The following is a 23,220-nucleotide window of genomic DNA, read 5'->3' as shown; positions in this document are numbered from 1 at the left end:
GTCAAGGTCGAGAAATTGAGTATAAAAAGTTGCATTCACAGCAGCTCCAACTCTTCTAAATACCTCGAAGCTCTGCTTCGAGGATCCTTTATTATTATCAAAATATCGTTGTGCAGAATGCACTTGCTATTCGGACTGCACTCAATATGGCTGCTTCACAAAAGTTGGTAGTTCGGATGGCTTTCGATAACCGTGTCTGTTGCCTTTATGAACCGACGAGAGCAACACGAATTGGTGGCTTTGCTCCAACTCTTAGTGGTAGTTTGGCTGACGAAGGACGCCCGACTAAAAACAATCATTAACCACTTGATTAAAATCGCTTTTCGAGGCGGCTTATTGCAATTGAAATCGCGAAAAAGGCGAAGCCGCTTTGATTCACAGCTCACCCGCACAGCAACATCCATTATCGTGTCTCACGGTGATTTTGCGGAAGCTCATCGTAAGCAGATAACGAATATTTCCTCCATTGAGCAGAAAATAATTCTCCTTCACCTTTTCCCCTCGATCCCTTCCAGCAGACGCGCAATCTCTTGTGGCGAAGGCAATTGGCCTTGAAGTTCCTTGGGAAGTGTTCTGGTGATTTCGTAGGTTGCGACGCCGATGGGCTTTCCGGCGTCATGCAGGGCGTATTCCACAACCGTGCGATTTTTATCCTTGCACAGGATGATGCCGATGGAGGGATTTTCGTCCTCCTGCCGCACCTGCCGGTCAAGAGCCGTCAGATAAAACTGCATCTTGCCAACGAATTCCGGCATGAATTTGCCGATCTTCAGCTCGATGGCAACCAGCGCTTTGAGCCTCCGGTGGAAAAGGAGCAGGTCGATAAAATATTCGTCGCCATCCACTTCAAGCCGGTACTGGCTGCCCATAAAGGCGAACATGCCGCCCATCGCCCGAAGAAAATACTCTATCTTTCCGATCAGCGCCCGCTCAAGCTCGCGCTCGCCGTGTTCTTCGGCCAACTCCAGAAAATCGAACGTGTATTCATCTTTCACCGCAAGTTTCGCCTGCGCACGAAGTTCCGGCGTCAGAGCCTGATCGAAATTGGTCTGCCCAAGCAGAGATTTCTCGTAGCTCTGGTTGCTGATCTGGTGAATCAGTATGCTCTTCGACCACCCGAACTTTCGGGTCATGCGTATGTAAAACTCCCGTTCGAGAGCATCCTTGCAACGTTCGAGAATGACCAGATTGTGGCTCCAGCCAATTTCTCGCACCAGTAGTGCGAGTTTTTTCTGACCAGCGTACGCTTCAAAAAAAGCCTTCATGCGCCAAAGGTTGGAGGCTGAAAAGCCGCCCACTCCATGAAACTCGTTTTGCAAATCGACAGCCAGTTGTTGAACAACCGCTTTGCCCCATGTTTCTTCAGCCTGCCGCTCCACGATCATCCTCCCAATATCCCAATAAAGCCCGACAAGCTCTTTGTTGACGGACTTGAGCGCTTCGTACTGCGCGGATCGAACGCGTTCCTTGATCTCAGCCAGAAGGCGCGGATACATCTTTGACAGGTCAGTCATGGGGTGCAGGATCAATAATGTTGATCGGTAAGAGGTGCGCAAGCCGTAGGGGGAGGCTTACAGCTCTATGTACGAAGAGTACGCCGGATTTTCAAAGAAATCCTCTTGACTGTTCCTGAAAAAAATCGACCCGAAAGGAGGCTCGTCGCGTCAACATCTCACCCGCACAGCGGGCAGGCGGGGTCGCGGCGTACCGTCACTTTCCGAAAACTCATCGTCAGCGCATCGAACGTCAGCAGAGCATCCGTCAGCAGCGTACCGATGCCGAGCAAGCATTTGATCGCTTCGATGGCCTGGATGGAACCGATGACTCCCGGCAGTGCGCCGATGGGGCCTTGCGGCAGGCCGCTAACTGGTGCGCCGTCTTCGTGGAAGACGCAGTGGAGGCAGGCGGTTTGGCCGGGGAGGACGGTCATCGTCTGGCCGTGGAAGTCGGAGATTCCGGCGTGGGACCATGGTTTCGACGCTTCGTGGCAGGCGCGGGCGATGAGGAATTTGGAGTCGAAATTGTCCGTGGCGTCGATTATAAAGTCGTATCCGGCAAGGATTTCCGGCGCGTTCTCGGCGCTTATGCGGAATGGGTGAGTTTCGATGCGGATCGACGGATCGAGTGCTTCGAGTCTCGCTCGTGCCGACTCCGTTTTGTTCGCGCCGACCGAGGCGGTTGTGTGCAGAATCTGGCGCTGGAGGTTGGAGAGATCGACCGTGTCGCCGTCCATGAGGCCGATGGCGCCGACGCCTGCCGCCGCGAGGTAGAATGCGGCAGGCGAGCCGAGGCCGCCTGCGCCGATCACCAGCACCTTCGAGCCGAGCAGCTTCTCCTGGCCCGCTTCGCCGACTTCCGGCAGGGCGAGGTGGCGGGCGTAGCGCTGGCGCTGCTCGTTGCTGAGGCTCACGCCCGCTCCTCCGCGGGCAGCGGGTTGTTGTAGGCCGCGTCCCAGTTTTTGAAGACCGGTTCCAGATTTTTTGCCCGCAGGGCGGCGCAGAACGCCTCGGCGCTCCGGTCGTCGCTCACCTCGAACTGGCTCGCTCCGGCTGTCTCCGCCTCGACGTAGCCGCCGACGGTGGTGCGGCTGGCGATGCTCATGCGGGTGATGCCGAGGCCCGCCATGCCGTCGCGGAAGGCCGGGCTTTCGCGCGTCGAGAGCACCAGATCGATGTCGGGCATCGTCGTTCTGAACGCCATAATCATTCTCGCCAGGAAGCGGTCGTCCACCTCGTAGGCGGGCTGGAAGCCGCCCTCCTGCGGACGGATGCGCGGGAACGAGACCGAGACGCCCGCCTTCCAGTACGTCTTACACAAATACCTCGCGTGGCGTAACAGGGCGAGCGCTTCGCCGACCGGCTCCGACAGGCCGAGCAGCGCGCCGATGCCGACGCTACGGATGCCGCCGGTGAGGGCGCGTTCCGGCGTTTCGAGCCGTTCGAGGAAGTCGCGCTTTGGCCCCCAGCGGTGCAGCTTTTCGTAATTCTCCGGATCGTAGGTCTCCTGATAAATCGTCAGGCCGGTGCAGCCGCACTCGGCGAGCGCGCGGTATTCGGCAACGCTCATCGGGAACGCCTCGATGGCGACGCGCGGCATGATCCGGGCTGTAAGTTCAACCGCGCGGCGCAGATAGTCGAATCCAGCCGCGCTGGTGCGCTCGCCGGTGAGCAACAGCACGTCGCCGATGCCGAGCGCCTTCATCGCGAGCAGCTCCTTTTCGATCTCGCCCGCATCGAGCTTGCGGCGCGGCGAGGTTCTGTCTGACGCGAAGCCGCAATAGACGCAGCCGCTCGAACAGAAGTTGGAGAGGTAGAGCGGCGCGTAGAGCGAAATGATGCGCCCGAAACGTCGCAGGGTGGCCGCCTGCGCTTCGGCGGCGAGCCGTTCGAGCGACTCGGCGTCCGTTTGCCGCAACAGCGGCTCGATCTCCGCCGAGAGCCGCTCGTCCGTCAGCCATGCGGGAAGCGCGATCATGACGAGGCTCCGAGGAACGAGGTGAGCGGGCTGGTGGCCACCGCCGAGCCGGAGCGCGGCATCAGCCCGGCGTTGCGGGCGTCGTAGCCCGCCTCGACCGCTTTGGCGAAGGCGCTCGCCATCGCCGCCGGATCGCGGGCGACGGCAATCGCGCTGTTGACCAGCACCGCCGCGCACCCCATCTCCATCGCCGCGCACGCCTCCGACGGCGAGCGGAGGCCCGCATCGACAATCACCGGAATCGAGCTTTCGCGGATGATGAGCTGCACCATCGCCGAGGTCGAAAGCCCCTGCCCGCTGCCGATGGCCGAACCGAGCGGCATCACCGAGCTGCACCCCACCTCTTCGAGCCGCTTGGCCAGCACCGGGTCAGCCGGGATGTAGGGCATGACGATGAACCCCTCGGCGGCGAGAATTTTGCACGCCTCCCAGGTCTCGATGGGGTCGGGCATCAGGTGATGCGGATTCGGGTGAATCTCCACCTTGATGAACGGGCTGCCGGAAAGCTCGCGCGAGATGTGCGCCGCTTTGACGGCCTCTTTGGCCGTGGCTGCGCCGGAGGTGTTGGGCATCAGCGTCAGGCCCTCGATTTCGGACAGTGGGCCGAACAGATCGTCCTCGGCCTGCTCGCGATTGAAGCGCCGCAGGGCGACCGTGACGAGCTGCGCCTTCGAGGCGCGGACGGCCTCGATCATCGCCGGAACGCTGCTGAACTTGCCGGTGCCGAGAATCAGCCGGGATGAGAAGGTGTATGAGCCTAAGCGAAGTGCATTCATGGGGTCAGACTGAAAACAAATGGGATGGATGTGCGGACGGCCATTATCCGCCGCCAGCGAAGACAAGAATTTCGACCTGGTCGCTCTTCTGCAACAGATGCGAAGCGCGGTCATCGGGGCGAACGATCTGCTCGTTGACCACGACAGCTACCTTCAGCGAGTCCGCGCTCTCCAGCTTCAGCAGGTCGGCGACCGACGAGCCGGAGGGGAGTTCGCGCTTTTGGCCGTTCAGGGTGATGTGGATCGTGGACATGGCGAAGGTCAGAAAATCCTGAAAAAAACTTAAAGATAATCAAAGAAACAAGAGCACAAAGATACTCGTTCCGCGCTGGCGTCAAAACGAAATGTACGTGCGAGAGTTATTGCTCCGCCCATTAAAACGTTTAAACAATTGCCCCGGACTTCAGTCCGGGGTATGCGGATAAGATAAAATGAATCAGGGCTTTAGCCCAATATTTTACTACAGCCTCGATTGCGGTTTTTTGTTGCCGGAGTCATAATGACAGACCGAAACCAGAAGAAGGGTGGTCGCTATTCTGTCGAACCCCGGCTTGAAAGCCGGGGCAATGTGAATGTAGGAGTTTGGAATGTCCGCCGGGTTGAAACCCGACTGAATGTAAGAGCGTTTTTTCACGCCTCCACGCCCTCGAAGAGCGCGGTGCTGAGGTAGCGTTCGCCGGTGCTGGGGATGATGGCGACGATGGTTTTGCCTGCCGACGACGAGCGCTTCGCCACTTCGATAGCGGCGTGAACCGCCGCGCCCGACGAGATGCCGCAGAGAATTCCTTCCTGCGTGGCCAGTGCGCGCGCCGTCGATATGGCATCCTCGTTGCTCACCGTCACCACCTCGTCGAGCAGCGACACGTCGAGCACGTTGGGTACGAAGCCCGCGCCGATGCCCTGGATTTTGTGCGGGCCTGCCGCGCCGCCGGACAGCACCGGCGATGCCGCCGGTTCGACGGCGATGCTCTTAAAGCCGGGCTTCAGCGCCTTGATGAAGCGCGAGGTTCCGGTGATGGTGCCGCCCGTGCCGACGCCTGAGACGAGCATGTCAACCCGCCCTTCGGTGTCGTTCCAGAGTTCGGGGCCGGTGGTGGCCTGGTGAATCCGGGGGTTGGCCGGATTGCTGAACTGGCCGGGGTTGAAGCTGTTCTTTTCAGCTTCCACGATCCGCGCCGCCTCCTCGATGGCCCCCTTCATCCCCTGTGCGCCGGGTGTGAGCACCAGCTCCGCGCCGAGGTAGCGCAAGAGCTTGCGCCGCTCGACGCTCATGGTTTCGGGCATCGTGAGCAGCAGCCGGTAGCCGCGCTGGGCGCAGACGAAGGCGAGCGCAATGCCGGTGTTGCCGCTGGTCGGCTCGACGATGAGCGTCCGGGCGTCGATCTTGCCCTCGGCTTCGGCGGCCTCGATCATCGCTCGCCCGATGCGATCCTTCACGCTGCCGAGCGGGTTGAAGAATTCGAGCTTGAGGAGAATGTCGGCTTCGACGCCCTCGGCGAGCTTGTTGAGCCGCACCAAGGGTGTGCGTCCGATGGTGCTCGTGATATTTGAGATGATGGCCATGTCGTTAAAATTTAGATAGTTGCAAGGGCTTGCAGGAGGTCCGCTTCGAGATCCTCCGCGTTTTCAATGCCGACCGACAGCCGCACCAGATCGTCGGTGCAGGCGCGGCGAAGGCGCTCGGCCTGACTCAGCGGGCCGAAGGTCATGCGCGCCGGAGAGGCGACGAGCGACTCCACGCCGCCGAGGCTGTCGGCGATGGCGAAGAGGCGCAGGCTGTCGATCATCTTGCGCGCCGCCGGAAGTCCGCCCGCGAGCGCGATAGTTACCATGCCGCCGAAGCCGCTCATCTGCGCCTTGGCCAGCTTGTGCTGCGGGTGCGACGGCAGGCCGGGGTAGATGACGCGGCTCACCGCCGGATGCTTTTCGAGCGTTCGCGCCAGATGCAGCGCGTTTTTCTGGTGCTCCTCCATGCGGATTTTCAGCGTTTTCACGCCACGCGAGATCAGCCACGAGTCCCACGGGCCGGGGATCGCGCCCGCCGCGCCCTGGTAGTTGCGGACGGCGAGGTGCAGCCGGTCGTCCGACACGACGACCGCACCGCCGATCACGTCGCTGTGGCCACCGAGGTACTTCGTTGTCGAGTGCACGACGACGTGCGCTCCGAGGTCGAGCGGGCGCTGGAAGTACGGACTGGCGAAGGTGTTATCGACAGCGAGCACGATGCCGCGCTCATTGGCGATGGCGGTGAGCGCGCGGATGTCGCAAAGCTGCAAAAGCGGGTTGGAGGGCGTTTCGACCCAGATCATGCGGGTTTCCGGGCGGATGCACTCCCGATAGCTCTCGGTCGCCTCGCTCGCCGCGTAGGAGGTCTCGACCCCCCACGGGCGCATGAGCTGCTCGAAAATGCGGTAGCTGCCGCCATAAACGTCGAGGCTGGAGACGACGTGGTCGCCCGGCTTGAGCACCTGCAACGCGCCCATCATCGCCGCCACGCCGGAGGCGAAGGTGGTGGCGTACTTGCCGTTTTCAAGCAGCGCGAGGGTCGATTCGAGCGCCGAGCGCGTCGGGTTGCCGATGCGCGAGTAGAAGAATTCGCCCCGTTCGTCGAGGCTGGGTCGTGCGAAGGTCGAGGTCTGATACACCGGCGGCGTCACCGATCCGGCGCAGGATTCCGGCGAATTGCTGTCGTGAATAGCGATGGTTTCAAAGTGCATGGTTGTGTTGCTCGTTCGTGATTGCAGAGTTACAGGCAAGGTAAGCAGAATTCACGGTTCCTCCTTTCCCCGGAACACCTTCCGCCGGAAACCGGCCACGAATCCGTTTCGATTTCGCGATTAACGATTGTTACGATTTATCGGCCATTTTTCCAAAAAAACAGTTTCCGCTGGCGATTTCGCGGGAGCGGATCGGCGTGTCTGCCCTGACTTTTTTTCCGGGACTTGCTTTTAAATGGTTAGCGCGTTTGCTAACTATGGTCATGAGCAACGTCTCAAAAAGAACTTATGATAGCACTCAAGCGAATGAAAGAGGGAGCCGATGGAAGATTTGAAATATCAGCCGGTGCGCTATGATGTTGCGGCAGCTATCAAGAAGGATCTTGAAAACGAGGAGTTTCGCAAGGAGTATGAAGCGCTTGGGCCGAAGTACGCGCTGATCCGGGAACTGCTCGAAGCGCGGAAGAACTCCGGCATGACGCAGGAAGCGGTCGCCAGCAAGATCGGCACGACCAAAAGCGCAATCTCCCGGCTGGAGGGCGGCAGCCAACATGCGCCATCCATCGCCACGCTGAGGAAATATGCCGAGGCGGTTGGCTGTGAATTGGTGATCAGGCTGGAGCCGAAAAAGAAACCCGCCGATGCCTGAATCGTTTTTTATGTCCACTAAGATGTCGTATCTTTGCGTATTGGCACTGTCGTATTTATGCAAGCATAACTAACGATAATTATATGAGTAAGTACGGAACTATCGAGTACAGGATCATGGCGAGAATCGCGAGGAAGAAGAGTGCTGTTTTTGTGCGTGATGATTTCAGCGACATTAGCGATTACGATCAGGTGGGCCGGGTACTCAGAATTCTGACAAAAAAAGGGAGCCTTATCCGTTTGGGGTACGGCGTGTATGCCAGGGCGAAAAAATCTCCGATAAACGGCGAGACGGTTCCGGTCGCCCCATTGCCTGTCCTTGCAAAAGAGGCTCTGCAACGTCTCGGCATAGAAACCGCGCCGTCCCGTCTGGAAGAGGCTTACAATGCCGGAAAGACGACCCAGGTTCCCACAGGCCGCCTGATTGGCGTGAAAGGCCGCATAAACCGAAAACTTGGATACCGCGGAGCATTGATCAGCTATGAACGCACGACCTGAGCAAACCGAACTCGAAGAGATTTCGCTTCTCATGGGAATCGATCCTTCGTTTATTGAAAAGGATTGGTTTGTAACGCAGGTTGTGGCGGCTCTGGCCGCGTTCAGATATGAAGGTTTTGAATTGATCTTCACTGGTGGTACAGCTCTGTCTAAGGCTCACAAGCTCATCGAGCGTTTTTCAGAGGATGTGGATTTCAGGGTGATTGCACCGCAAGACCAGCAAAGCCGAAAGGCGCTTTCTGATTTCAAAAAAGTGGTGCTTGCTCATTTGCGCGAGTCCGGATTTGCCATTTCAGACGCGCAAGTGAGAGCAAGAAACGACAATCGTCTTCTTGCTTTCGAGTTCGACTACCCAAGCCATTTCAATCAGCCTGCTGCACTGCGACCCTATGTGCAGATTGAAATTGCCGTTCGAGCACCTCAGTATCCGGGGATTCTTTTGTCTGTTTTTTCTTTTGTGAATGCAGCTTACAACAGGCAGCCCGAGGTTGAGCGTATAGCCTGTATCGATCCCGTTGAAAGTGCTGCTGATAAACTGAGCGCTCTGGCGTGGCGAATTCCGGCCAGAGTAAGGGGAGATGAAAAAGATGATCCATCGCTTGTTCGGCATCTTCATGATCTGGCGTTACTGAAACATCGAGCTTTGGCAGACGAACAATTTCCCGTCCTTGTTGCAAATGCTATGCGGGCGGATGACCGGAGGGCATCGTCACTCTCTGGTTTGTCGATTGGAGAAAAATTCAGGAAGATGATGGAATGTCTGGAAGCCGACCGAGAATATCAAACAGAATACGATACGTTTGTCAGGGGCGTTTCTTACGCCAGAGAAAGAGAATTTCCCGATTTCGTTATGGCCATGCAAGCGATTCGTGATCTTGTGCTGAGAACAGGAATCGGTTTCGAGCGATGAATCATCGCTTGCGCTCTTTGCCGAACGCGCACAGTTTCGGTATCTTCTCCGTAAAGTTGGATGAAGCAGTTATGGGCAACGTCACCGGCATATCGGTGACTCTTCATCCGGTGAAAGGATCGTGATTTGAACTAAGGTGGCGTTTGATAGACTGTTGAGGGATTTGAAGGCGGGTTGATTTTGTCTGATGCTTGTAAAATGTCAGGAATATTTTGTACAATTTAGACAGTAATATTTTGAGTGTTTCCCTTTGCTGTTCGTGGGTGTGTTTCTGTGCTACAGGATGCATACGCACAAATCGATGATTATTATGATAAGGAGGCTTGATAGTGAGTGATGATAAATTGCAGGATATTAATGAACAAAAAGAAATCGAATTTTATTCTGCATGCGTTAATGCATGGTTTAATGCAAAATTAGAGTATGACAAGAGTATTCTTGTTTTGTCATCCAGCGGAATAGGTCTTCTTCTTAGTTTGTTTACAGCTTTTGGTATCCCTGGTTTTTACTCATTGGCGTTTTATATACTTGCTATTATTTTTCTTGGGGTTGCGTCAGTTTCTGTTCTGGCTGTGTTTGTTGTTAATGCTTCTCATATAGAGAAAGTTATTTCTGGAAAAGAAAAAGAAAATTTTATTCTTTCAATGCTTGATAAAGTTATTGTTTGTTCTTTTGCGCTTGGTGTTTTTTTTGTTTCATCGGTTGGTGTGTCAATTGCGATAAATTCATTCAATAAACAGGAGGCTAAAATGAGTCAACAAAAGTCAAATAGGGTGATTGTCGGTGATAGTTTTAATGGCATCAGTAAACTCGATACTTCAGCTACAGCAAAGAAAAGCTTTAATGGCGTGGCTGCTCTTCAGCCAAAGCCAGCCGATACGTCATCGAGTTCTGGCCAGACGAATCAACAGGATACATCTTCTCAATCAGCATCTAATGATAAACAATGATTTAATCTCTAAGGATCTAATTCCCCGAAGCTTGTTTTGTGAAAGTTTCGATAAAAGATGAATGCATACTCTGCAGCTTGCTGTGGGATAGTTGATTATCGGTTCGTTGCTTATCTTGCCTTACAGCCCTCCATCTCGAATAAAAGAAAACCGGCTTTTTCTGCCGGTTTTCTCTCGATGATCCGCTGCCAGATCAGACTACTGATATTTCAATAGAAAAATGACCGAGATTCGTCATCGCGAGTCACGACTTGTCGGGACGTGGCGATCCATGCCTTTTCGCTATCGCGCTGAATCCGTATAGATTGCCGCGCCGCTTCGCGGCTCGCAATGACGCGGAATGTACAAGACTGTTTGGTATTGACTTGACACTACATTTCTTTTCATCGCTCAATGCTCGACCTGCTACGCCTCCGCGCTGGCGGCTTTTTTCCCAAACATTTTGTACCGCTGCATGTTGAACTGGAAGTAGAGGTAGCAGCCGAAGCAGAAGCCGCAGAGCGCTACCAGCGCGGCGAGGGCTACCATGCCGGAGATGATCCAGCCGGCGAGCGTTGCGTCGAGGAGAAACGCGAGCTGCGCCGCGCCGAGCATGATGACGGCTATCGAGTTGTTGAAGCGCATCAGGAGCGGGCTTTCGGTCTCCGCGTTCCGGTTCAGCTTTGCGAACAGGCGCGATCCGGCCAGGTAAATGAGGCTCGCTTTCTGGCCCCAGAGCACCGCCGGGAGCACGACGAGAAACAGCACGGTGGTGACGAGCGGCTGCTGGAAGATGTAACCGAGCGTAATGCCGGTGAGGAGCACGCTCCGGTTGAGCGTGACGATGGGCATCGGAATGCCGTTGCTCGCCGGATGTGGTGACATGGGTATCGAAAGTATGGGTTTCACGGAGCAGCCTCTGAACGATGAGCGTCAAATGCCGTGTTTTCTGTTTTGAAATTAACAATCGTTAATTAGATTTCCAAATGCTCGCCGTTGTCGTCAGAATTGCACGGCGGCGGGACGCGATCGATAATCATCAGGAAAAAAATCCCCTTTTATGAGTTTTCAGACCGACACCATCCACGCCGGAGTGGCTCCGGACAAGGCTTACGGCGCGATCATGACGCCGATCTATCAGAGTTCGACCTTTGTTTTCAAGGACATCGGCAAGACTCGCGGATTCGATTACACCCGCAGCGGCAACCCGACCCGCAAGGCGCTCGAAGACAGCCTCGCCGCGCTCGAAGGGTGCTCGTGCGCGGTCGCCGTGACCACCGGCATGGCGGCGATTGCCACCGTGATGCATCTGTTCGCCGCCGGCGACGAGATCGTCTGCACTGACGACTGCTACGGCGGCACGGCGAGATTGCTCCGCACCTTCGCCGAACATTTCAGTCTCCGCGTCCATTTTGTCAATCTTCGCGACATCGGCGTCGTCGAGGCGCATCTCAACGAAAAGATCCGCGCGATCTGGATCGAAACGCCCTCCAATCCGCTCCTGAACCTCGTCGATATTGCCGCCGTCACCGCCTTCGCAAAAGAGCGGGGATTGCTGTCGATCGTGGACAACACCTTTCTGTCGCCCTATTTGCAGCAGCCGTTCAAACTCGGCGCGGACATCGTCGTGCACTCGACCACCAAATATCTCAATGGCCATTCCGACGTGGTGGGCGGCGCGATTCTCTCCAACCATCCCGATCTCGACGAGAAGCTCAAGTTTCTGGTCAACACGCTCGGCACTTGCGCCCAGCCCTTCGATTGCTGGCTGGTGCTGCGCGGCATCAAGACGCTGGTGCCGCGCATGAAGGAGCACGAGCGCAACGCGCGGATCGTCGCGGAGTTTCTCGACGGCCATCCTCGCGTCAGGCGCGTCTTCTATCCCGGCCTCGAAAGCCATCCGCAGCATGAGCTGGCCAAGCGCCAGCAGCGCGGCTTTGGCGGCATGGTGTCGTTCGAGCTGGCGGGCGGGCAGGCGGAGGTCGAGCGGGTGCTGCGCGGCACGCGGATTTTCGCGCTGGCCGAAAGCCTCGGTGGCGTCGAGTCGCTCATCGAGCATCCGCCGACGATGAGCCACGCTTCGATGTCGAGCGAGCACCGGCTGGCGGCGGGCATCACCGATTCGGTCATTCGCCTCTCGGTCGGCATCGAAGACCCGGACGATCTGGTCGCCGATCTTCGCCAGGCGCTCGCCTGATTTTTCCTGTTTCCCGGATATCCCCGCTTCATCCTTTTCCTGCGCAATGCAGGATTCCCGGTCTTTTCCCTGCCCGACAGGCGCAGGCGGAGCGCCGAAAAGGGGGTATCCGCTTTTTTTATCTGCACTCGCTGGCTATACTTCGGGAGCATTTCGGCAACATTCATCGCATCCCGACCCAGCATGTCCGCTCTATCCTTCCGAGGCAATTCATCCGGCATTGCCTACACCGTCAAGGTCAGTCGCCGGGCGCGGTATGCCCGTTTGAAAATGTCGCCGGAGGAGGGGCTGACGGTGGTCGTGCCGGTCGGGTTCGACCCGAAGCGGGTGTCCGCGCTGGTCGAGAGCAAGATGGAGTGGATTACGAAGGTGCAGGGCAACTTCGACAAGCATCGGCCTGCCGAAACCGCGCAGGCCGAAACGGCGCTGCCGGAGCTGATCGAGCTGGCCGGGATCGGCGAGTCGTGGCGGGTCGAGTACCGGTACGACCCGCTTCGTCCGGGCATTTTCATCAGGGAACTCGATGGCAATGTGCTCGATCTTTCCGGCGGGGTGGACAACCGGGCGTGGTGCTTCGAGGCGCTTGAACAGTGGCTGAAGCATCGCGCGAAGCTGAAACTCGGTTCCCAACTCACGAGGCTTGCCGCGATCAATGGGTTCAAAATTGCGGGAGTTTCGGTCAAAAAGCAGAAAAGCCGGTGGGGGAGTTGCTCGTCGCGGGGCAACATCAATCTCAATCTGAAGCTGATTTTTCTGCCGCCGCTGCTGGTGCGCTACATCATGATTCACGAGCTGTGCCACACGCTGCACATGAATCACTCCGCCCGCTACTGGGAAACGGTCGAGCGGTACGATCCCGATTACGCCGTTCATGATCGCGAGATGAAACATGCGTGGCGCTTCGTGCCTGCGTGGTTTTCGAGCAAAAGCTGAGGCCGCTCGCCAGCGTCAGCGCTCTTCGAAGCGCTGGTTCGGCATCGAGCGGATGCCCGAAAAGATGAGCGACGCGGCCAGCAGAATCACCCCCCAGACAGCAGAGATCAGCGTTGTCGCCAAGCCCGGCAAGAGGCTGGACTGCCAGATGGTGGCGGCGCAGAGGGCGAGCCAGAGCGCCGCGATGGCGACGGCTCGCGCTTTGGTGATTTTGCGCATCAGGGCGGGCAGCGAGGCGACAGAGAGGCAGCCCGCCGACAGGAGCCAGTATGCGGGTTCTTGCGGAATATTCATCATTCAGGCTGTTCCGGAGAGTTTGCCGAAACGTTACATTGAAAAGTGGACTTCTTGAGAACGTATGGTTCCGTCGTGACTTGTCGGGATCATTGGACTTTTGGCGCCACGAAGCGGCGGATAATCCTAATCATTTTTCTGCCATGAATATAGGAATTCCGAGGGAAATCAAGACCCGCGAGACCAGGGTGGCCTGTACTCCGGCGGGGGTGAGGCAGCTTGTCGGCGCGGGGCATCGAGTGGTTGTCGAGCGTGGGGCGGGCGAGTCGAGCGGTTTCGGCGACGAGAAGTACCGGCTGGCCGGGGCGGTGCTCGCCGATTCGGCGGCGGAGGCGTGGAGGTGCGAGCTGGTGGTCAAGGTCAAGGAGCCGCTCGCCGAGGAGTACGCTTTTTTCCGGAAAGAGATGATTCTGTTCACCTATCTGCATCTTGCCGGTGTGCCGGGTCTCGCGCAAGCGCTTTTGGAATCGGGCGTTACGGCCATCGGTTACGAAACGGTCGAGGTCGGCGGGCGCTTGCCGCTGCTCGCGCCGATGAGCGAGGTCGCCGGAAAGATGAGCGTGCTCATGGGCGCTTACTACCTCTCGAAGCATAACGGCGGCGAGGGCAAGTTGCTCTGTGGCGTACCGGGCGTGCTGCCGGGCAGGGTGCTCGTGCTTGGCGGAGGCGTTGCCGGGATGAGCGCCGCGCGGATCGCCGCGGGTCTCGGCGCGGAGGTGACGGTGATGGAGACCGACCACGAGCGGATGCGCGAGCTGGAGGCGCTGCTTCCGGCGGAGGTGCACACGATCTACTCGAACGAGCAGCACCTCGAAGAGCTGCTGCCGGGAACTGACCTTCTCGTCGGCGCGGTGCTGCTCCCCGGCGCGAGTGCGCCGAAGCTGGTCACGCGCGGCATGGTGCAGTCGATGAAGCCGGGGGCGGTGATCGTCGATATCGCCATCGACCAGGGCGGCTGCGTCGAAACCTCGCGCCCGACCTCGCATCTCGATCCGGTCTTTATCGACGCCGGTGTCGTGCATTATTGCGTGACCAACATGCCCGCCGCCTATCCCGCCACCGCCACCGAGGCGCTGACGGGCGTAACGCTGCCCTACGTCCGGCGGCTCGCCGATCTGGGGCTGGAGAGCGCGATGGTGGTGATGCCCGGCCTCGCGGGCGGCCTGAACGTTTGGAACGGCAAAATCACGCAGGCGGCGGTAGCCAGCTCGCTGGGCATGGAGTGCGGGGGGAATCCGTTTGCGTGAGTGTGGGGGGGCAATTTTATAAGTCCTATAGGTCTTATAGGACTTATAGGTCGAATAGGAGAAGAATTGAATTTTTCTTCAATTCATAATTCAGCATTCATAATTCATAACTTTCCCTCTCACGGTACCAGCAACTTGAACCCGGTGGCCTTGTCGGGCATTCTGCGGGCTTCCGAGCCGAGAAGCTCTACCAGTATGACCTCCATGACGTGCCAGACTTTGACGCCGTTGCGGACGCAGCCGGTGACGGTGTTCTCTTCGCGACCGCAGGCCATGTGCAGGTGCACGACCGGCGCGCCGGTGTCGTCGGGGAACAGGGTGCCCGCGCCGACGATTTCATGCGCGTCGTACAGTTCGTGCACCATCGGATTGACCGGGAACGCCCGGCTCTCTTCCGGCCCGACGACCAGTCGGCTCTCCTTGTCGGCTCCGCCGACCACGTTCAGCCAGGCTCGCTCGATTCCTTTTTCCTTCGCAAATCGTTCGATCTGTTCGTGAAAGATGTCGCCATCCTCAAGCCTGATGACGAACACTCTCCCTTGTTTTGCTTCCGAGTATTTCATGGTCTGTGAGTTCAGAAAATTGAGCCTGCTGCCGCCGGTTTTTTGTAAGGTAGCGATTCGGCTGCTCCCGGCAATAGGGCGGCAATCGTCTCATCGCTTGTCGGGATTGAGCCGCCAGATGCCAAAGTTCAGCCAGGTCGCCAGAAGGCTCCAGAGAGCGTAAGGCGCGAGCAGCGCCGCCGCCAGAGGGTTGGTGTTGGCAAACAAGAAGATGATGACGGCAAGCGTCGCGTCCATGAAGAGCAGATCGAAAAGGGCGGCAAGGATTTTCTTTTTCCCGAAAAAAATCGAAGTCCAGGAAAATCCTGCCAGGAAGTGCGTCGCCAGAATGACGAGCACCGTCGTGGAATGGGGTTTGACCGGAGTCCGGAAATAGACGATCAGCGCTACAGCAATGAGCACATAAAGCATTGACCATACCGGCCAGAACACCTTGTTGGGCGGCGTCAGTTTGGGTTTGTTGAGCCCGTCATACCAGCTTTGCATGTCTCATTCTCCTTTTTTCCGGAAGAATGCAATGCAGCAGCTAATGGTTCCGACGCCTGAAGTTACCGTCAGGGATTGAAGGTGATTTGCAGGTTGTCGCCTTCGGTCTCCGTCATGGTGTAGGTGCCTTTGCTGTGGATGACCAATCCCTTTTGAATGCCTTCCGGAATCATGCGCCCGGCGACTTTGTCGGCTTCTGCGGCGTCGCACTCGGTGTTGAAAAACAGGTCGAGCGTGTTGGGATCGACGGCGTCGAATTGCAGCAGAAAGTCGTTGTGGTTGATGAAGATCAGATCTTCGTAGGCGTACGTAACCTCATGGCCGAGCGCTTCGACCAGTTCCATGACGGTGCCCAGCGGGCGTAGTGCGGTATCCATAATTTGACTATCTCCGGTAAGAAGGGACCCCTGCCCTGATCTGGCGGCATTACCTGTATCGTGGACTGACGGATTCCTCGTTGTTGTGAAAACTTGATAATTGTTAAAAAAATAAGTTTAATTTATTCTTAAGCCTAAAATAATAGGTTGATTTTGCAAAAATGTAGAAAATAATGGAGGTTTTTATGGCGAGCAGTGCATTACAGACTTGGGAAAAAGTTCTCGAATACGCATCGGTTCCATTGCATGGCACCATGTCGAGAAAAATCCGAAAGGGGGTCAAGCTTCAGATCAACGAGGGTAAAGTGTTCGAAGATGCCGTTTTGTTTATCAGCGACCTGTTTCTGCGGGTGACTGAAGATTCCGAGGGGCTTTCGGTCAACACCTATTACGACATCGATTCGATCGCGAGCATCAGGACCTACAGCAGCAAGGAGTGAGGCTTGTCAGGTTCCGTCGGAGTTCATGCACGGCAAGTGTGTTCGATCATGACGCCCGAACCGGATACGTATAAACTGACTGAAGCGTTGCAGGCCATGTCGGGGAGGTGAATGCCAGAAGCGCCGCTATCCGGTCACTTCGAGGCAGTCACCTCAACGATTTGTATGGAACCATCGTCGGCTCTGTCCTTTATATAAGAGCACTTAACTTGATGGTTGCTATTATGTCAACAAGGATCAACAGTGCGAGAAGAGAGGCGATGAACATGTATGTTTTTCTTGACCATGCGCGAGCAATACCGGCATTCAGCAACCGGCTGGCAAAAACACCCACGATTATACCGCCAGCGATGTGTGCCAGTAAAACCGGTATGGCCAGCTTGTCCCATACCAGCAGAAGCTCGAAAATTATGACCACCGCTATCAGCAACATCAAGGCAAAAAGGTAAATTTGGCGAGAGAGCGTGGCGGTATGCCGAATATCGTATTTCGCTGTCTGTTCGGCAGAGCTTGTCGATCCAGGCCAGAGTTTCGGGAGCCACAACATGCTGTAAAATGTTCGCATGAAGGCGGTTAGCATCATGACCGCCAGAATGAACGATGCGGACAAGCCAGAGCCGAAGATTATTTTTTTATAGAGATTCCGGGTCACTTTCTCCGTGTCGGGCACGGGAAGCGCCGAGAGCTTGCTGTTGCCATCGGCTGTTTTTGCATACTCGTCATAGTAGGTGATTTTGGCGTTGTCGAGCATCTCACGCATTGCTTTCGACAGACTCTGATTTCTCTGATTGGCTTCAATCATCGCCCCTGCCGCTTTTCTTGCCGGAACGCCGTCAAGGGGGGCTGGAATTGCGTCATGCAATACCAATATCACAGAGATTTTGTCTCCCGATCGTACAACCTGGGGCGTGTTGGGTTGCAGCTTGTTTAAAACCGTGAGAACGGGGGAGGGGAGTTGTTCGGAAGTCAACGCCTTGAGCGTTTTGTTGAACGGTTTCTTTTTCGCCTTCAATTCATCGAGCAGACGGCTGAGCGGCGCTCCATTGTTTGCCATGGCATCGAGCGATTCCAGAAGCGGCATGTTGACGCCGGGAAAGACCACTTCTTCAAATATGTAAAGCTTTCGTCCGGCAAACAGTTGTGGGGCGTTCTGAACAACGGATTCGGCCTGATCTGGAGATGTCGGCGATTGACTACCCGCAAGCTTTTTTTCGGCCAAACCTGCCAGCACGTTTTTCTGGGCGGTATAGAGCGCCATGCTGTAGTCCGGGTTGTTGTCGAGCTTCATCTCTTTGGCTTTGCCGGCAAGGAGCTCAAGACGAATCAGATCGGCAAGAATACGCCTCTTCAGGTTGGCGGACTCCTCTGCGTTCATGTTCGGATTGGCGGAACGCTGATACAGGTATTCTACCTGGCGCTTGGTGATTTCCACGCCGTTGACAACCGCCGCAACACCGCCATTCGGCTCATTGCCAGACTTCTGAGAGCATCCGGCAAGAATGGTGAACAGCAGGACAAAAAACAGAGAGGTGACTTTTTTCACGGTTTTATGAGATTAGTTATGCTCTCATTGAAAATAAAACGACAAAGCAAATATAAAGTGAAGCGGTTTAAATAATGAACATAAATTTCACGTCATTCTTTTTCAGGTTCATTTGACTCAAAGTAACGAAAACCCGGTGCATTCCGGGTTTTCGTCGTTCAGAAATTCAGTAAAAAAGAGACCCGGCGTCATGCCGTCGCGGCCTCTTTTCTGCTCTCATAGAGCTTGCGTCCACCGGCAAGCAGTCCGCCGATGCCAAGCAGCATCACCGTCGCCGGTTCGGGAACCGGGCCGGCGGTTGTGCCTGAACCACCAGTAGTGCTCCATGTAACAATTCCATTGGGGAAAGCTGAGGTGATTGTGAAGTCATCCGCTACTGTGCCACCTGAAATAGCACCTTTTGACGTCCATGTTATGGAATTCGTTCCCTTGCCACTTATATCCCACCAACCTGTACTGGCAGCGCTGGCATCGGTTATTGTAACCCCACTTGGTGAAGTAAGTGTAACGGTTTGACCTGCCGTTACGCCTGCATCAGTCGTAAAAGTGTACTTCCATTCATTGGGACCTATTTGAGTGTTAACAAAACTGATAGCAGCATCTGCCTGAGAAGGCGCGAAGCCGGTCATCAGGGCTACGCCCAAGCCGATTGTCGATAAGAGTTTTTTCATGTTCGTCCTTTTTTTTGTGTTGTCGAAAAGCCAATGACTGACAAAACGTTTTGTGAGCAATGCACAACGTTATCAGTAAGCGCAACGCAAACCACTGTTATTCGGGAAGGGGTAAAAGGACTGCTTAACGATTTACCGTATCCAATACTGCTGAGGGGTTTGCAGTGATTCAAGGGTACTGCTTAATCGGATACTACAAATTGATGTTAAGAAATATGATTCGGTTCTGGAAGAAATATTTTGACTTTTCTGTTGATTCATGCAGGAAGATATTTAAAGGATATGATTTTCTTGTGTTTTTTTTCTATCAAGACGTCATAATGTTATAGTTATTTTATATTCACCGGATATAAAATTGGTATTCTGATTTGCCCTCTTCCCGTTCGCCAAGAGCCATGATTTGCTCTGCTGGCGCGTCACCCTTTCCATGCCAGATTTTCGCTCCGAACGTTGCCGGAGCGGGAATCTGCTTTGAGCGAGTTACTTGCCGGAGCCGTCGCTTTCGATCTTCGCCCGCAACTCCTTCTCACGCTTCACGCTGGCGACGAAACCCGCCGGGCGGCCCTGTACAGGCAGGCCGAGTATCTGCCGGGCGCGGTCGAGGGCGTCGTCGATGTTGCCGAAGATGTTCTCCTCGCCGATCTCGTCCGAAAGTCCGTATTGCTGCATGGCGAAGAGCGGCTGGACGTGAACGCCGGAAAGAATCAGCTTCGTGCCGGTTTTCCGGCTGTCGGAGACCAGCTCCTTCATCATGTTCAGGCCGGTGGCGTCGATGCTCATTACCTTGCGCATCCTGAGAATCCGGATCGCCGGGGCTTTGCCGACCACGTGCATCGCGTCCTTGAACTTCGAGGCCGCGCCGAAAAAGAACGGGCCGCTGACCTCGAATACGTCCACGCCCGCCGGAATGGCGCGGCTGACGATGGCGTTCGGGTCATCCTCGTCCTCGGCATCTTTCAGCTCGCCGGTGATAACGCCGACGTTGCTGATGCTGGCCATGCGCTTCATGAAGAGGATCACCGAGAGCAGCATTCCCACCTCAATGGCGATGGTGAGGTCGAAAATCACCGTCAGGCTGAAGGTGGTGAGCAGCACGGCCACGTCGCTTTTCGGGCTTTTCAGCAACTGCCGGAAGACGTGGTGCTCGCTCATGTTCCAGGCGACGACAATCAGAATCGCGGCCAGCGTCGGCATCGGAATCAGCTTGGCCCACGAGCCGAAAACGAGCATGATCGCCAGGAGCGTGATGGCGTGAACGATGCCGGCGACGGGTGTACGCCCGCCGTTCTTGACGTTGGTCGCCGTGCGGGCGATCGCGCCGGTGACGGGAATGCCGCCGAAGATCGGGGAGACGATATTGGCCACGCCTTGCGCGACCAGCTCCATGTTCGACTTGTGCCGCGAGCCGATCATGCCGTCGGCCACCACCGCCGAGAGCAGCGCCTCGATGGCCCCAAGTATGGCGATGGTGGTGGCGGGCATGATGAGGTGGCGGATGGTCGCAAGATCGAGCGACGGAAAGCTCGGCGCGGGAATCGAGGCCGAAATGTCGCCGAAGCGCGTCTCGATGGTATCGACCGGGAGGCCCAGCATCCGCACGGCCAGCGTGGTGACGATGAGGGCGATCAGCGGGCCGGGAATTTTGGTGGAGACCTTCGGCCAGAGCACGATAATCAGCAAGGCCGCCGCGCCGACCATGATGGTTTCCGGGCTGGCCGTCGGCAGGGCTTTGAAGTAGGCGGCCCACTTTTCGATGAAGTCGGCGGGTACGCTGGCCATTTGCAGGCCGAGGAAATCCTTGACCTCGCTCGAAAAGATGATGATGGCGATGCCGCTGGTGAAGCCGACTACGACCGGGTAGGGGATGAACTTGATGAGCGAGCCGAGTTGCGACAGCCCCATGATGATGAGAATCACGCCCGCCATGATGGTGGCGATCAAGAGGCCGTTGACGCCGTATTGCTGGACGATGCCGTAGAGAATGACGATGAAGGCGCCGGTCGGCCCACCGATCTGCACCCGGCTGCCGCCGAGAAAGGAGATCAAAAACCCGCCGATGACGGCGCTGATGAGCCCCTTTTCGGGCGAGACGCCAGAGGCGATGGCGAAGGCGATGGCAAGCGGCAGGGCCACGATGCCGACCAGAATTCCGGACACGATGTCACGGCCAAGCTGCTCTCTGGTCAGCTCGGAAAGAACGGTAAACAGTTTTGGTTTGAACATTTGCTGGAAATGATCTGATGTGAAGGAACGGCAGTTCTCTGCAATCCGTTACGGCAAATCGATGCATCGCCTGAACGGGTAATGCCCGGAAGGTCTGGACTCTCCGGGGTCGTTCTGGTTGACGATGGTATCGGTCACGGATCCCCCCGTTCAACCCTGAATCTTTTTTCGGATTTGCTCAGGAGTTTTCCGGCAAGCATTGCCATGCTGGCGCAGGAACTGTCAACTGGTTGACAATGTATGATTTTAACCGGATTCTCAATGGGTCAGACCATAATATTTCAAAGGCATTTGCGCCTTTTCTCTTGCTATCTTACACTGTTATGTTATAGTTCTCTCTGGCCGACGCAACGCATTGCCGCTGCGTGGCGAGTCTTTCACGTCGAAATGATTCTCTTCTCTGTTTTCCGGTTCTGAACAAGGTATTGCATGCATCAGTTTGAATTTCTTGGGCAATTGGTCCTGATCGGGGCGCTTGCCATCGTCAACATTCTCGTGTTCCAGAAGATCCGGATTCCTCCGGTAATCGGCTTGATCTTCACGGGTGTCATGCTCGGGCCGACGGGGTTCCATATCATCAGGGACAGCGGGTTGATTTCGACGCTTGCCGAAATGGGTGTCGTGCTGCTGCTCTTCACCATCGGGTTGGAGTTTTCGGTCGATGACCTCAAAAAGCTCCGGAAGATCGTTGTGTTCGGCGGGACGGCGCAGATTCTTCTGACCGGTCTGGTTATCGCTTTTTTTTCGTACTGGCTGATGGATGCGATTGGCGCGTCGGTTGGCAGCAAGGAGGCGCTCGTGCTCGGTTTTTCGTTTTCGGTGAGCAGTACGGCGTTGTGCCTGAAAATTCTCTCCGACCGGGGTGAACTCGGTTTTGATCACGGCAGGATCGCCCTCGGAATCCTGATTTTTCAGGACATGGCCATCGTGCCGATGATGTTCGGTTTCAGTTTTCTGACCCGTGGCAGCACGATGCCGCTCGAATCTTCGTTCGAGGAGATCGCGCTCGTGCTGCTTTTTGCCATCGGCATGTTCGGCGGATTCCGGCTTTTGATGCCGAAAGCCGTCCGGGTGATTACCGAGCTGCATGCAGGCGAGGTGCTGGTGCTTGGTGCGCTGGTGCTCTGCTTCGGCGCGGCGTGGCTCGCCTCGCTTATCGGCCTGTCGCTGGCGCTCGGCGCGTTCATGGCGGGCATGGTGATCGCCAGCACCGACGGGAGTCATCGGATCAGCCGCACCATCGACCCCTTCCGCGAGGCGATGACCAGCATCTTTTTCGTCTCCGTCGGCCTCTTGCTCGACGTGAACATGATCGAGCTGCCGTGGCTCGTCGCCATCGCTCTGGTGGTGCTGGTGGTCAAAGCGATAATGATGACCGGCATTTCGATGGCGCTCGGCTTTTCGTTGCGGGTCAGCCTGATGTCGGGCATGGTGCTGGCGCAGATCGGCGAGTTTTCCTTTGTGCTCGCCGGTACAGCCAAAGACGCCGGGCTGCTCGACCAGCACATGTTTCAGTCGATGCTGGCCATCATTGTCGTGACGATGATGGTCACTCCGGCGCTGATCTCCGCCGCTCCCAGGTTCGCCGCCCAGATGGCTCCGGTGCTCGGCTTCATGCCGCTCGCCTCCAAACCAGAGCCGAAACAACCCGTGCGCGCCGCCGCCGGGCCTATCGTGTGCAAGGGTGAAATTCACGCCGCCATCATCGGCTTCGGTTTGATCGGCAGGAATGTCGCCGCCGTGATGAACGCCACGAACCTGGCCTACACGGTGCTCGATACCGACCGCAAAACGGTCAAAACGATGCGTCGCAATGGCGAGCCGCTTTTTTACGGCGACTGCACGGAGCGCAAGTCGCTTCTGCGTATCGGCGTCGATCACTCCCGCTCCGTGGTGATCTGCATTCCGGAGATCGACGCCGCCGTTCAGTGCATTCGCCTGGTGCGGGAGATCAATCCTGGCGCGTTCATCATCGTGCGCTCCCGCTCGCTTGAATCGGCAAACCGGTTTTATCGCGCCGGAGCCGATGCCGTCGTGACCGAAATCTTCGAGACCTCGATCCAGATGTTCTCCGAGTTGCTCAAGCATTTCCGGGTCGCGCCCGAAACGATTCTCGAACAGCAGGAGATCATCCGGCGTGAAGGCGGTAATATTTTCCGTGAACCGGCAAGTGATGCGGAGGCTTCCGGCAGCGAGCCAGCCGGGAGGTCAGAGGAGAGCACGGACTCCGTCACTGGCGGGAAGTGATGGAAAAATGGCGTGCAACCGTGATTTTTTCAAACATTTAACCGGAT

Annotated in this window: 24 protein-coding genes; 9 read left to right on the top strand and 15 right to left on the bottom strand. The window is 56.5% G+C overall.

What is annotated here, in order from left to right; genetic code table 11:
* Positions 1–488: 488 nt before the first annotated feature.
* The 7 genes from EST62_RS01445 to EST62_RS01415 all read right to left on the bottom strand — a co-directional run bounded on the left by EST62_RS01445 (position 489) and on the right by EST62_RS01415 (position 6,967).
* The gene (locus EST62_RS01445; RefSeq protein ID WP_129050326.1) at positions 489–1,514 is read right to left on the bottom strand and encodes a YhcG family protein; all 1,026 of its coding nucleotides are present in this window, start codon (positions 1,512–1,514) and stop codon (positions 489–491) included.
* 158 nt (positions 1,515–1,672) lie between these two features.
* Positions 1,673–2,410 carry a HesA/MoeB/ThiF family protein gene (locus tag EST62_RS01440; protein ID WP_129050325.1) on the bottom strand — a complete coding sequence of 246 codons (738 nt, stop codon included), beginning with the start codon at positions 2,408–2,410 and terminating at the stop codon, positions 1,673–1,675.
* Positions 2,407–3,474 carry a 2-iminoacetate synthase ThiH gene (thiH, locus tag EST62_RS01435; RefSeq protein ID WP_129050324.1) on the bottom strand — a complete coding sequence of 356 codons (1,068 nt, stop codon included), beginning with the start codon at positions 3,472–3,474 and terminating at the stop codon, positions 2,407–2,409. The genes EST62_RS01440 and thiH overlap by 4 nt, the downstream gene beginning before the upstream one ends.
* Positions 3,471–4,250, bottom strand: a complete 780-nt coding sequence (locus EST62_RS01430) for a thiazole synthase (protein ID WP_129050323.1) — start codon at positions 4,248–4,250, stop codon at positions 3,471–3,473. Before EST62_RS01430 ends, thiH begins: the two co-directional genes overlap by 4 nt.
* Before the next feature lie 43 nt (positions 4,251–4,293).
* A complete protein-coding gene (thiS, locus tag EST62_RS01425) occupies positions 4,294–4,503 on the bottom strand; it encodes a sulfur carrier protein ThiS (protein ID WP_129050322.1) in 210 nt (69 codons plus the stop codon).
* Between the two features lie 377 nt (positions 4,504–4,880).
* Positions 4,881–5,813 (bottom strand): cysteine synthase A, encoded by a 933-nt coding sequence (gene cysK / locus EST62_RS01420; protein WP_129050321.1) that lies wholly within the window; start codon positions 5,811–5,813, stop codon positions 4,881–4,883.
* A gap of 11 nt (positions 5,814–5,824) precedes the next feature.
* Positions 5,825–6,967 (bottom strand): PLP-dependent aspartate aminotransferase family protein, encoded by a 1,143-nt coding sequence (locus tag EST62_RS01415; protein WP_129050320.1) that lies wholly within the window; start codon positions 6,965–6,967, stop codon positions 5,825–5,827.
* 322 nt (positions 6,968–7,289) lie between these two features.
* On the opposite strand from EST62_RS01415, the gene EST62_RS01410 reads away from it, so the two are divergent.
* From EST62_RS01410 to EST62_RS01395, 4 genes are all read left to right on the top strand, one after another.
* Complete coding sequence (locus EST62_RS01410; protein ID WP_129050319.1) at positions 7,290–7,616, top strand: helix-turn-helix domain-containing protein; 327 nt, start codon at positions 7,290–7,292, stop codon at positions 7,614–7,616.
* An 83-nt stretch (positions 7,617–7,699) separates the two neighbouring features.
* Positions 7,700–8,113 (top strand): DUF6088 family protein, encoded by a 414-nt coding sequence (locus tag EST62_RS01405; protein WP_129050318.1) that lies wholly within the window; start codon positions 7,700–7,702, stop codon positions 8,111–8,113.
* Positions 8,097–9,023, top strand: coding sequence for a nucleotidyl transferase AbiEii/AbiGii toxin family protein (locus EST62_RS01400; RefSeq protein ID WP_129050317.1), 927 nt, complete (start codon positions 8,097–8,099; stop codon positions 9,021–9,023). Before EST62_RS01405 ends, EST62_RS01400 begins: the two co-directional genes overlap by 17 nt.
* Before the next feature lie 329 nt (positions 9,024–9,352).
* Positions 9,353–9,973 carry a hypothetical protein gene (locus EST62_RS01395; RefSeq protein WP_129050316.1) on the top strand — a complete coding sequence of 207 codons (621 nt, stop codon included), beginning with the start codon at positions 9,353–9,355 and terminating at the stop codon, positions 9,971–9,973.
* A 405-nt stretch (positions 9,974–10,378) separates the two neighbouring features.
* Here the strand turns inward: EST62_RS01395 and EST62_RS01390 are convergent, their stop codons facing one another.
* Entirely contained in the window at positions 10,379–10,837 is a 459-nt protein-coding gene (locus EST62_RS01390) for a DUF4395 domain-containing protein (protein ID WP_245153387.1), read from the bottom strand.
* Between the two features lie 175 nt (positions 10,838–11,012).
* Here EST62_RS01390 and EST62_RS01385 point away from each other — a divergent pair, with 175 nt between their 5' ends.
* Both EST62_RS01385 and EST62_RS01380 read left to right on the top strand, forming a co-directional pair.
* Positions 11,013–12,149, top strand: coding sequence for a PLP-dependent aspartate aminotransferase family protein (locus tag EST62_RS01385; protein ID WP_129050315.1), 1,137 nt, complete (start codon positions 11,013–11,015; stop codon positions 12,147–12,149).
* Between the two features lie 183 nt (positions 12,150–12,332).
* Positions 12,333–13,082, top strand: coding sequence for a M48 family metallopeptidase (locus tag EST62_RS01380; RefSeq protein ID WP_129050314.1), 750 nt, complete (start codon positions 12,333–12,335; stop codon positions 13,080–13,082).
* 15 nt (positions 13,083–13,097) lie between these two features.
* Here the strand turns inward: EST62_RS01380 and EST62_RS01375 are convergent, their stop codons facing one another.
* Entirely contained in the window at positions 13,098–13,379 is a 282-nt protein-coding gene (locus EST62_RS01375) for a hypothetical protein (protein ID WP_129050313.1), read from the bottom strand.
* Positions 13,380–13,519: 140 nt separating this feature from the next.
* On the opposite strand from EST62_RS01375, the gene ald reads away from it, so the two are divergent.
* A complete protein-coding gene (ald, locus tag EST62_RS01370) occupies positions 13,520–14,623 on the top strand; it encodes an alanine dehydrogenase (protein WP_129050312.1) in 1,104 nt (367 codons plus the stop codon).
* Positions 14,624–14,742: 119 nt separating this feature from the next.
* Here the strand turns inward: ald and EST62_RS01365 are convergent, their stop codons facing one another.
* From EST62_RS01365 to EST62_RS01355, 3 genes are all read right to left on the bottom strand, one after another.
* Positions 14,743–15,186, bottom strand: a complete 444-nt coding sequence (locus EST62_RS01365) for a PPC domain-containing DNA-binding protein (RefSeq protein ID WP_129050311.1) — start codon at positions 15,184–15,186, stop codon at positions 14,743–14,745.
* 90 nt (positions 15,187–15,276) lie between these two features.
* On the bottom strand, positions 15,277–15,672 hold the full coding sequence (locus EST62_RS01360; protein ID WP_129050310.1) for a TspO/MBR family protein: 396 nt from the start codon (positions 15,670–15,672) through the stop codon (positions 15,277–15,279).
* A gap of 68 nt (positions 15,673–15,740) precedes the next feature.
* Entirely contained in the window at positions 15,741–16,049 is a 309-nt protein-coding gene (locus EST62_RS01355; RefSeq protein ID WP_167599103.1) for a hypothetical protein, read from the bottom strand.
* Between the two features lie 185 nt (positions 16,050–16,234).
* Between EST62_RS01355 and EST62_RS01350 the strand changes: the two genes are divergently transcribed.
* Positions 16,235–16,489: a hypothetical protein gene (locus tag EST62_RS01350; protein ID WP_129050308.1), complete on the top strand. Its 255-nt coding sequence runs from the start codon at positions 16,235–16,237 to the stop codon at positions 16,487–16,489.
* Positions 16,490–16,679: 190 nt separating this feature from the next.
* Here EST62_RS01350 and EST62_RS01345 read toward each other — a convergent pair whose 3' ends face one another.
* The 3 genes from EST62_RS01345 to EST62_RS01330 all read right to left on the bottom strand — a co-directional run bounded on the left by EST62_RS01345 (position 16,680) and on the right by EST62_RS01330 (position 20,926).
* The gene (locus EST62_RS01345) at positions 16,680–18,032 is read right to left on the bottom strand and encodes an EpsD family peptidyl-prolyl cis-trans isomerase (protein ID WP_129050307.1); all 1,353 of its coding nucleotides are present in this window, start codon (positions 18,030–18,032) and stop codon (positions 16,680–16,682) included.
* Positions 18,033–18,220: 188 nt separating this feature from the next.
* Positions 18,221–18,703: a PEP-CTERM sorting domain-containing protein gene (locus EST62_RS13340; protein ID WP_167599102.1), complete on the bottom strand. Its 483-nt coding sequence runs from the start codon at positions 18,701–18,703 to the stop codon at positions 18,221–18,223.
* A gap of 480 nt (positions 18,704–19,183) precedes the next feature.
* Complete coding sequence (locus tag EST62_RS01330; protein WP_129050306.1) at positions 19,184–20,926, bottom strand: SulP family inorganic anion transporter; 1,743 nt, start codon at positions 20,924–20,926, stop codon at positions 19,184–19,186.
* 429 nt (positions 20,927–21,355) lie between these two features.
* Here EST62_RS01330 and EST62_RS01320 point away from each other — a divergent pair, with 429 nt between their 5' ends.
* On the top strand, positions 21,356–23,173 hold the full coding sequence (locus EST62_RS01320; protein ID WP_129050305.1) for a cation:proton antiporter: 1,818 nt from the start codon (positions 21,356–21,358) through the stop codon (positions 23,171–23,173).
* The last annotated feature ends 47 nt before the right edge of the window (positions 23,174–23,220 follow it).

It is taken from the genome of Chlorobaculum sp. 24CR (assembly GCF_004118635.1).
Lineage (GTDB): Bacteria > Bacteroidota > Chlorobiia > Chlorobiales > Chlorobiaceae > Chlorobaculum.
The sequence above is the reverse complement of the archived record's forward strand: the minus strand, read 5'-3'. Positions and strand labels throughout refer to the sequence as shown.

Coding starts and splice junctions, on each gene's coding strand:
- EST62_RS01430 (WP_129050323.1), bottom strand. CDS start 4,250: ATGAATGCACTTCGCTTAGGCTCATACACCTTCTCATCCCGGCTGATT.
- ald (WP_129050312.1), top strand. CDS start 13,520: ATGAATATAGGAATTCCGAGGGAAATCAAGACCCGCGAGACCAGGGTG.
- thiH (WP_129050324.1), bottom strand. CDS start 3,474: ATGATCGCGCTTCCCGCATGGCTGACGGACGAGCGGCTCTCGGCGGAG.
- EST62_RS01410 (WP_129050319.1), top strand. CDS start 7,290: ATGGAAGATTTGAAATATCAGCCGGTGCGCTATGATGTTGCGGCAGCT.
- EST62_RS01445 (WP_129050326.1), bottom strand. CDS start 1,514: ATGACTGACCTGTCAAAGATGTATCCGCGCCTTCTGGCTGAGATCAAG.
- EST62_RS01350 (WP_129050308.1), top strand. CDS start 16,235: ATGGCGAGCAGTGCATTACAGACTTGGGAAAAAGTTCTCGAATACGCA.
- EST62_RS01375 (WP_129050313.1), bottom strand. CDS start 13,379: ATGATGAATATTCCGCAAGAACCCGCATACTGGCTCCTGTCGGCGGGC.
- thiS (WP_129050322.1), bottom strand. CDS start 4,503: ATGTCCACGATCCACATCACCCTGAACGGCCAAAAGCGCGAACTCCCC.
- cysK (WP_129050321.1), bottom strand. CDS start 5,813: ATGGCCATCATCTCAAATATCACGAGCACCATCGGACGCACACCCTTG.
- EST62_RS01405 (WP_129050318.1), top strand. CDS start 7,700: ATGAGTAAGTACGGAACTATCGAGTACAGGATCATGGCGAGAATCGCG.
- EST62_RS01365 (WP_129050311.1), bottom strand. CDS start 15,186: ATGAAATACTCGGAAGCAAAACAAGGGAGAGTGTTCGTCATCAGGCTT.
- EST62_RS01380 (WP_129050314.1), top strand. CDS start 12,333: ATGTCCGCTCTATCCTTCCGAGGCAATTCATCCGGCATTGCCTACACC.
- EST62_RS01385 (WP_129050315.1), top strand. CDS start 11,013: ATGAGTTTTCAGACCGACACCATCCACGCCGGAGTGGCTCCGGACAAG.
- EST62_RS01320 (WP_129050305.1), top strand. CDS start 21,356: ATGCATCAGTTTGAATTTCTTGGGCAATTGGTCCTGATCGGGGCGCTT.
- EST62_RS01355 (WP_167599103.1), bottom strand. CDS start 16,049: ATGGATACCGCACTACGCCCGCTGGGCACCGTCATGGAACTGGTCGAA.
- EST62_RS13340 (WP_167599102.1), bottom strand. CDS start 18,703: ATGAAAAAACTCTTATCGACAATCGGCTTGGGCGTAGCCCTGATGACC.
- EST62_RS01390 (WP_245153387.1), bottom strand. CDS start 10,837: ATGTCACCACATCCGGCGAGCAACGGCATTCCGATGCCCATCGTCACG.
- EST62_RS01360 (WP_129050310.1), bottom strand. CDS start 15,672: ATGCAAAGCTGGTATGACGGGCTCAACAAACCCAAACTGACGCCGCCC.
- EST62_RS01400 (WP_129050317.1), top strand. CDS start 8,097: ATGAACGCACGACCTGAGCAAACCGAACTCGAAGAGATTTCGCTTCTC.
- EST62_RS01330 (WP_129050306.1), bottom strand. CDS start 20,926: ATGTTCAAACCAAAACTGTTTACCGTTCTTTCCGAGCTGACCAGAGAG.
- EST62_RS01415 (WP_129050320.1), bottom strand. CDS start 6,967: ATGCACTTTGAAACCATCGCTATTCACGACAGCAATTCGCCGGAATCC.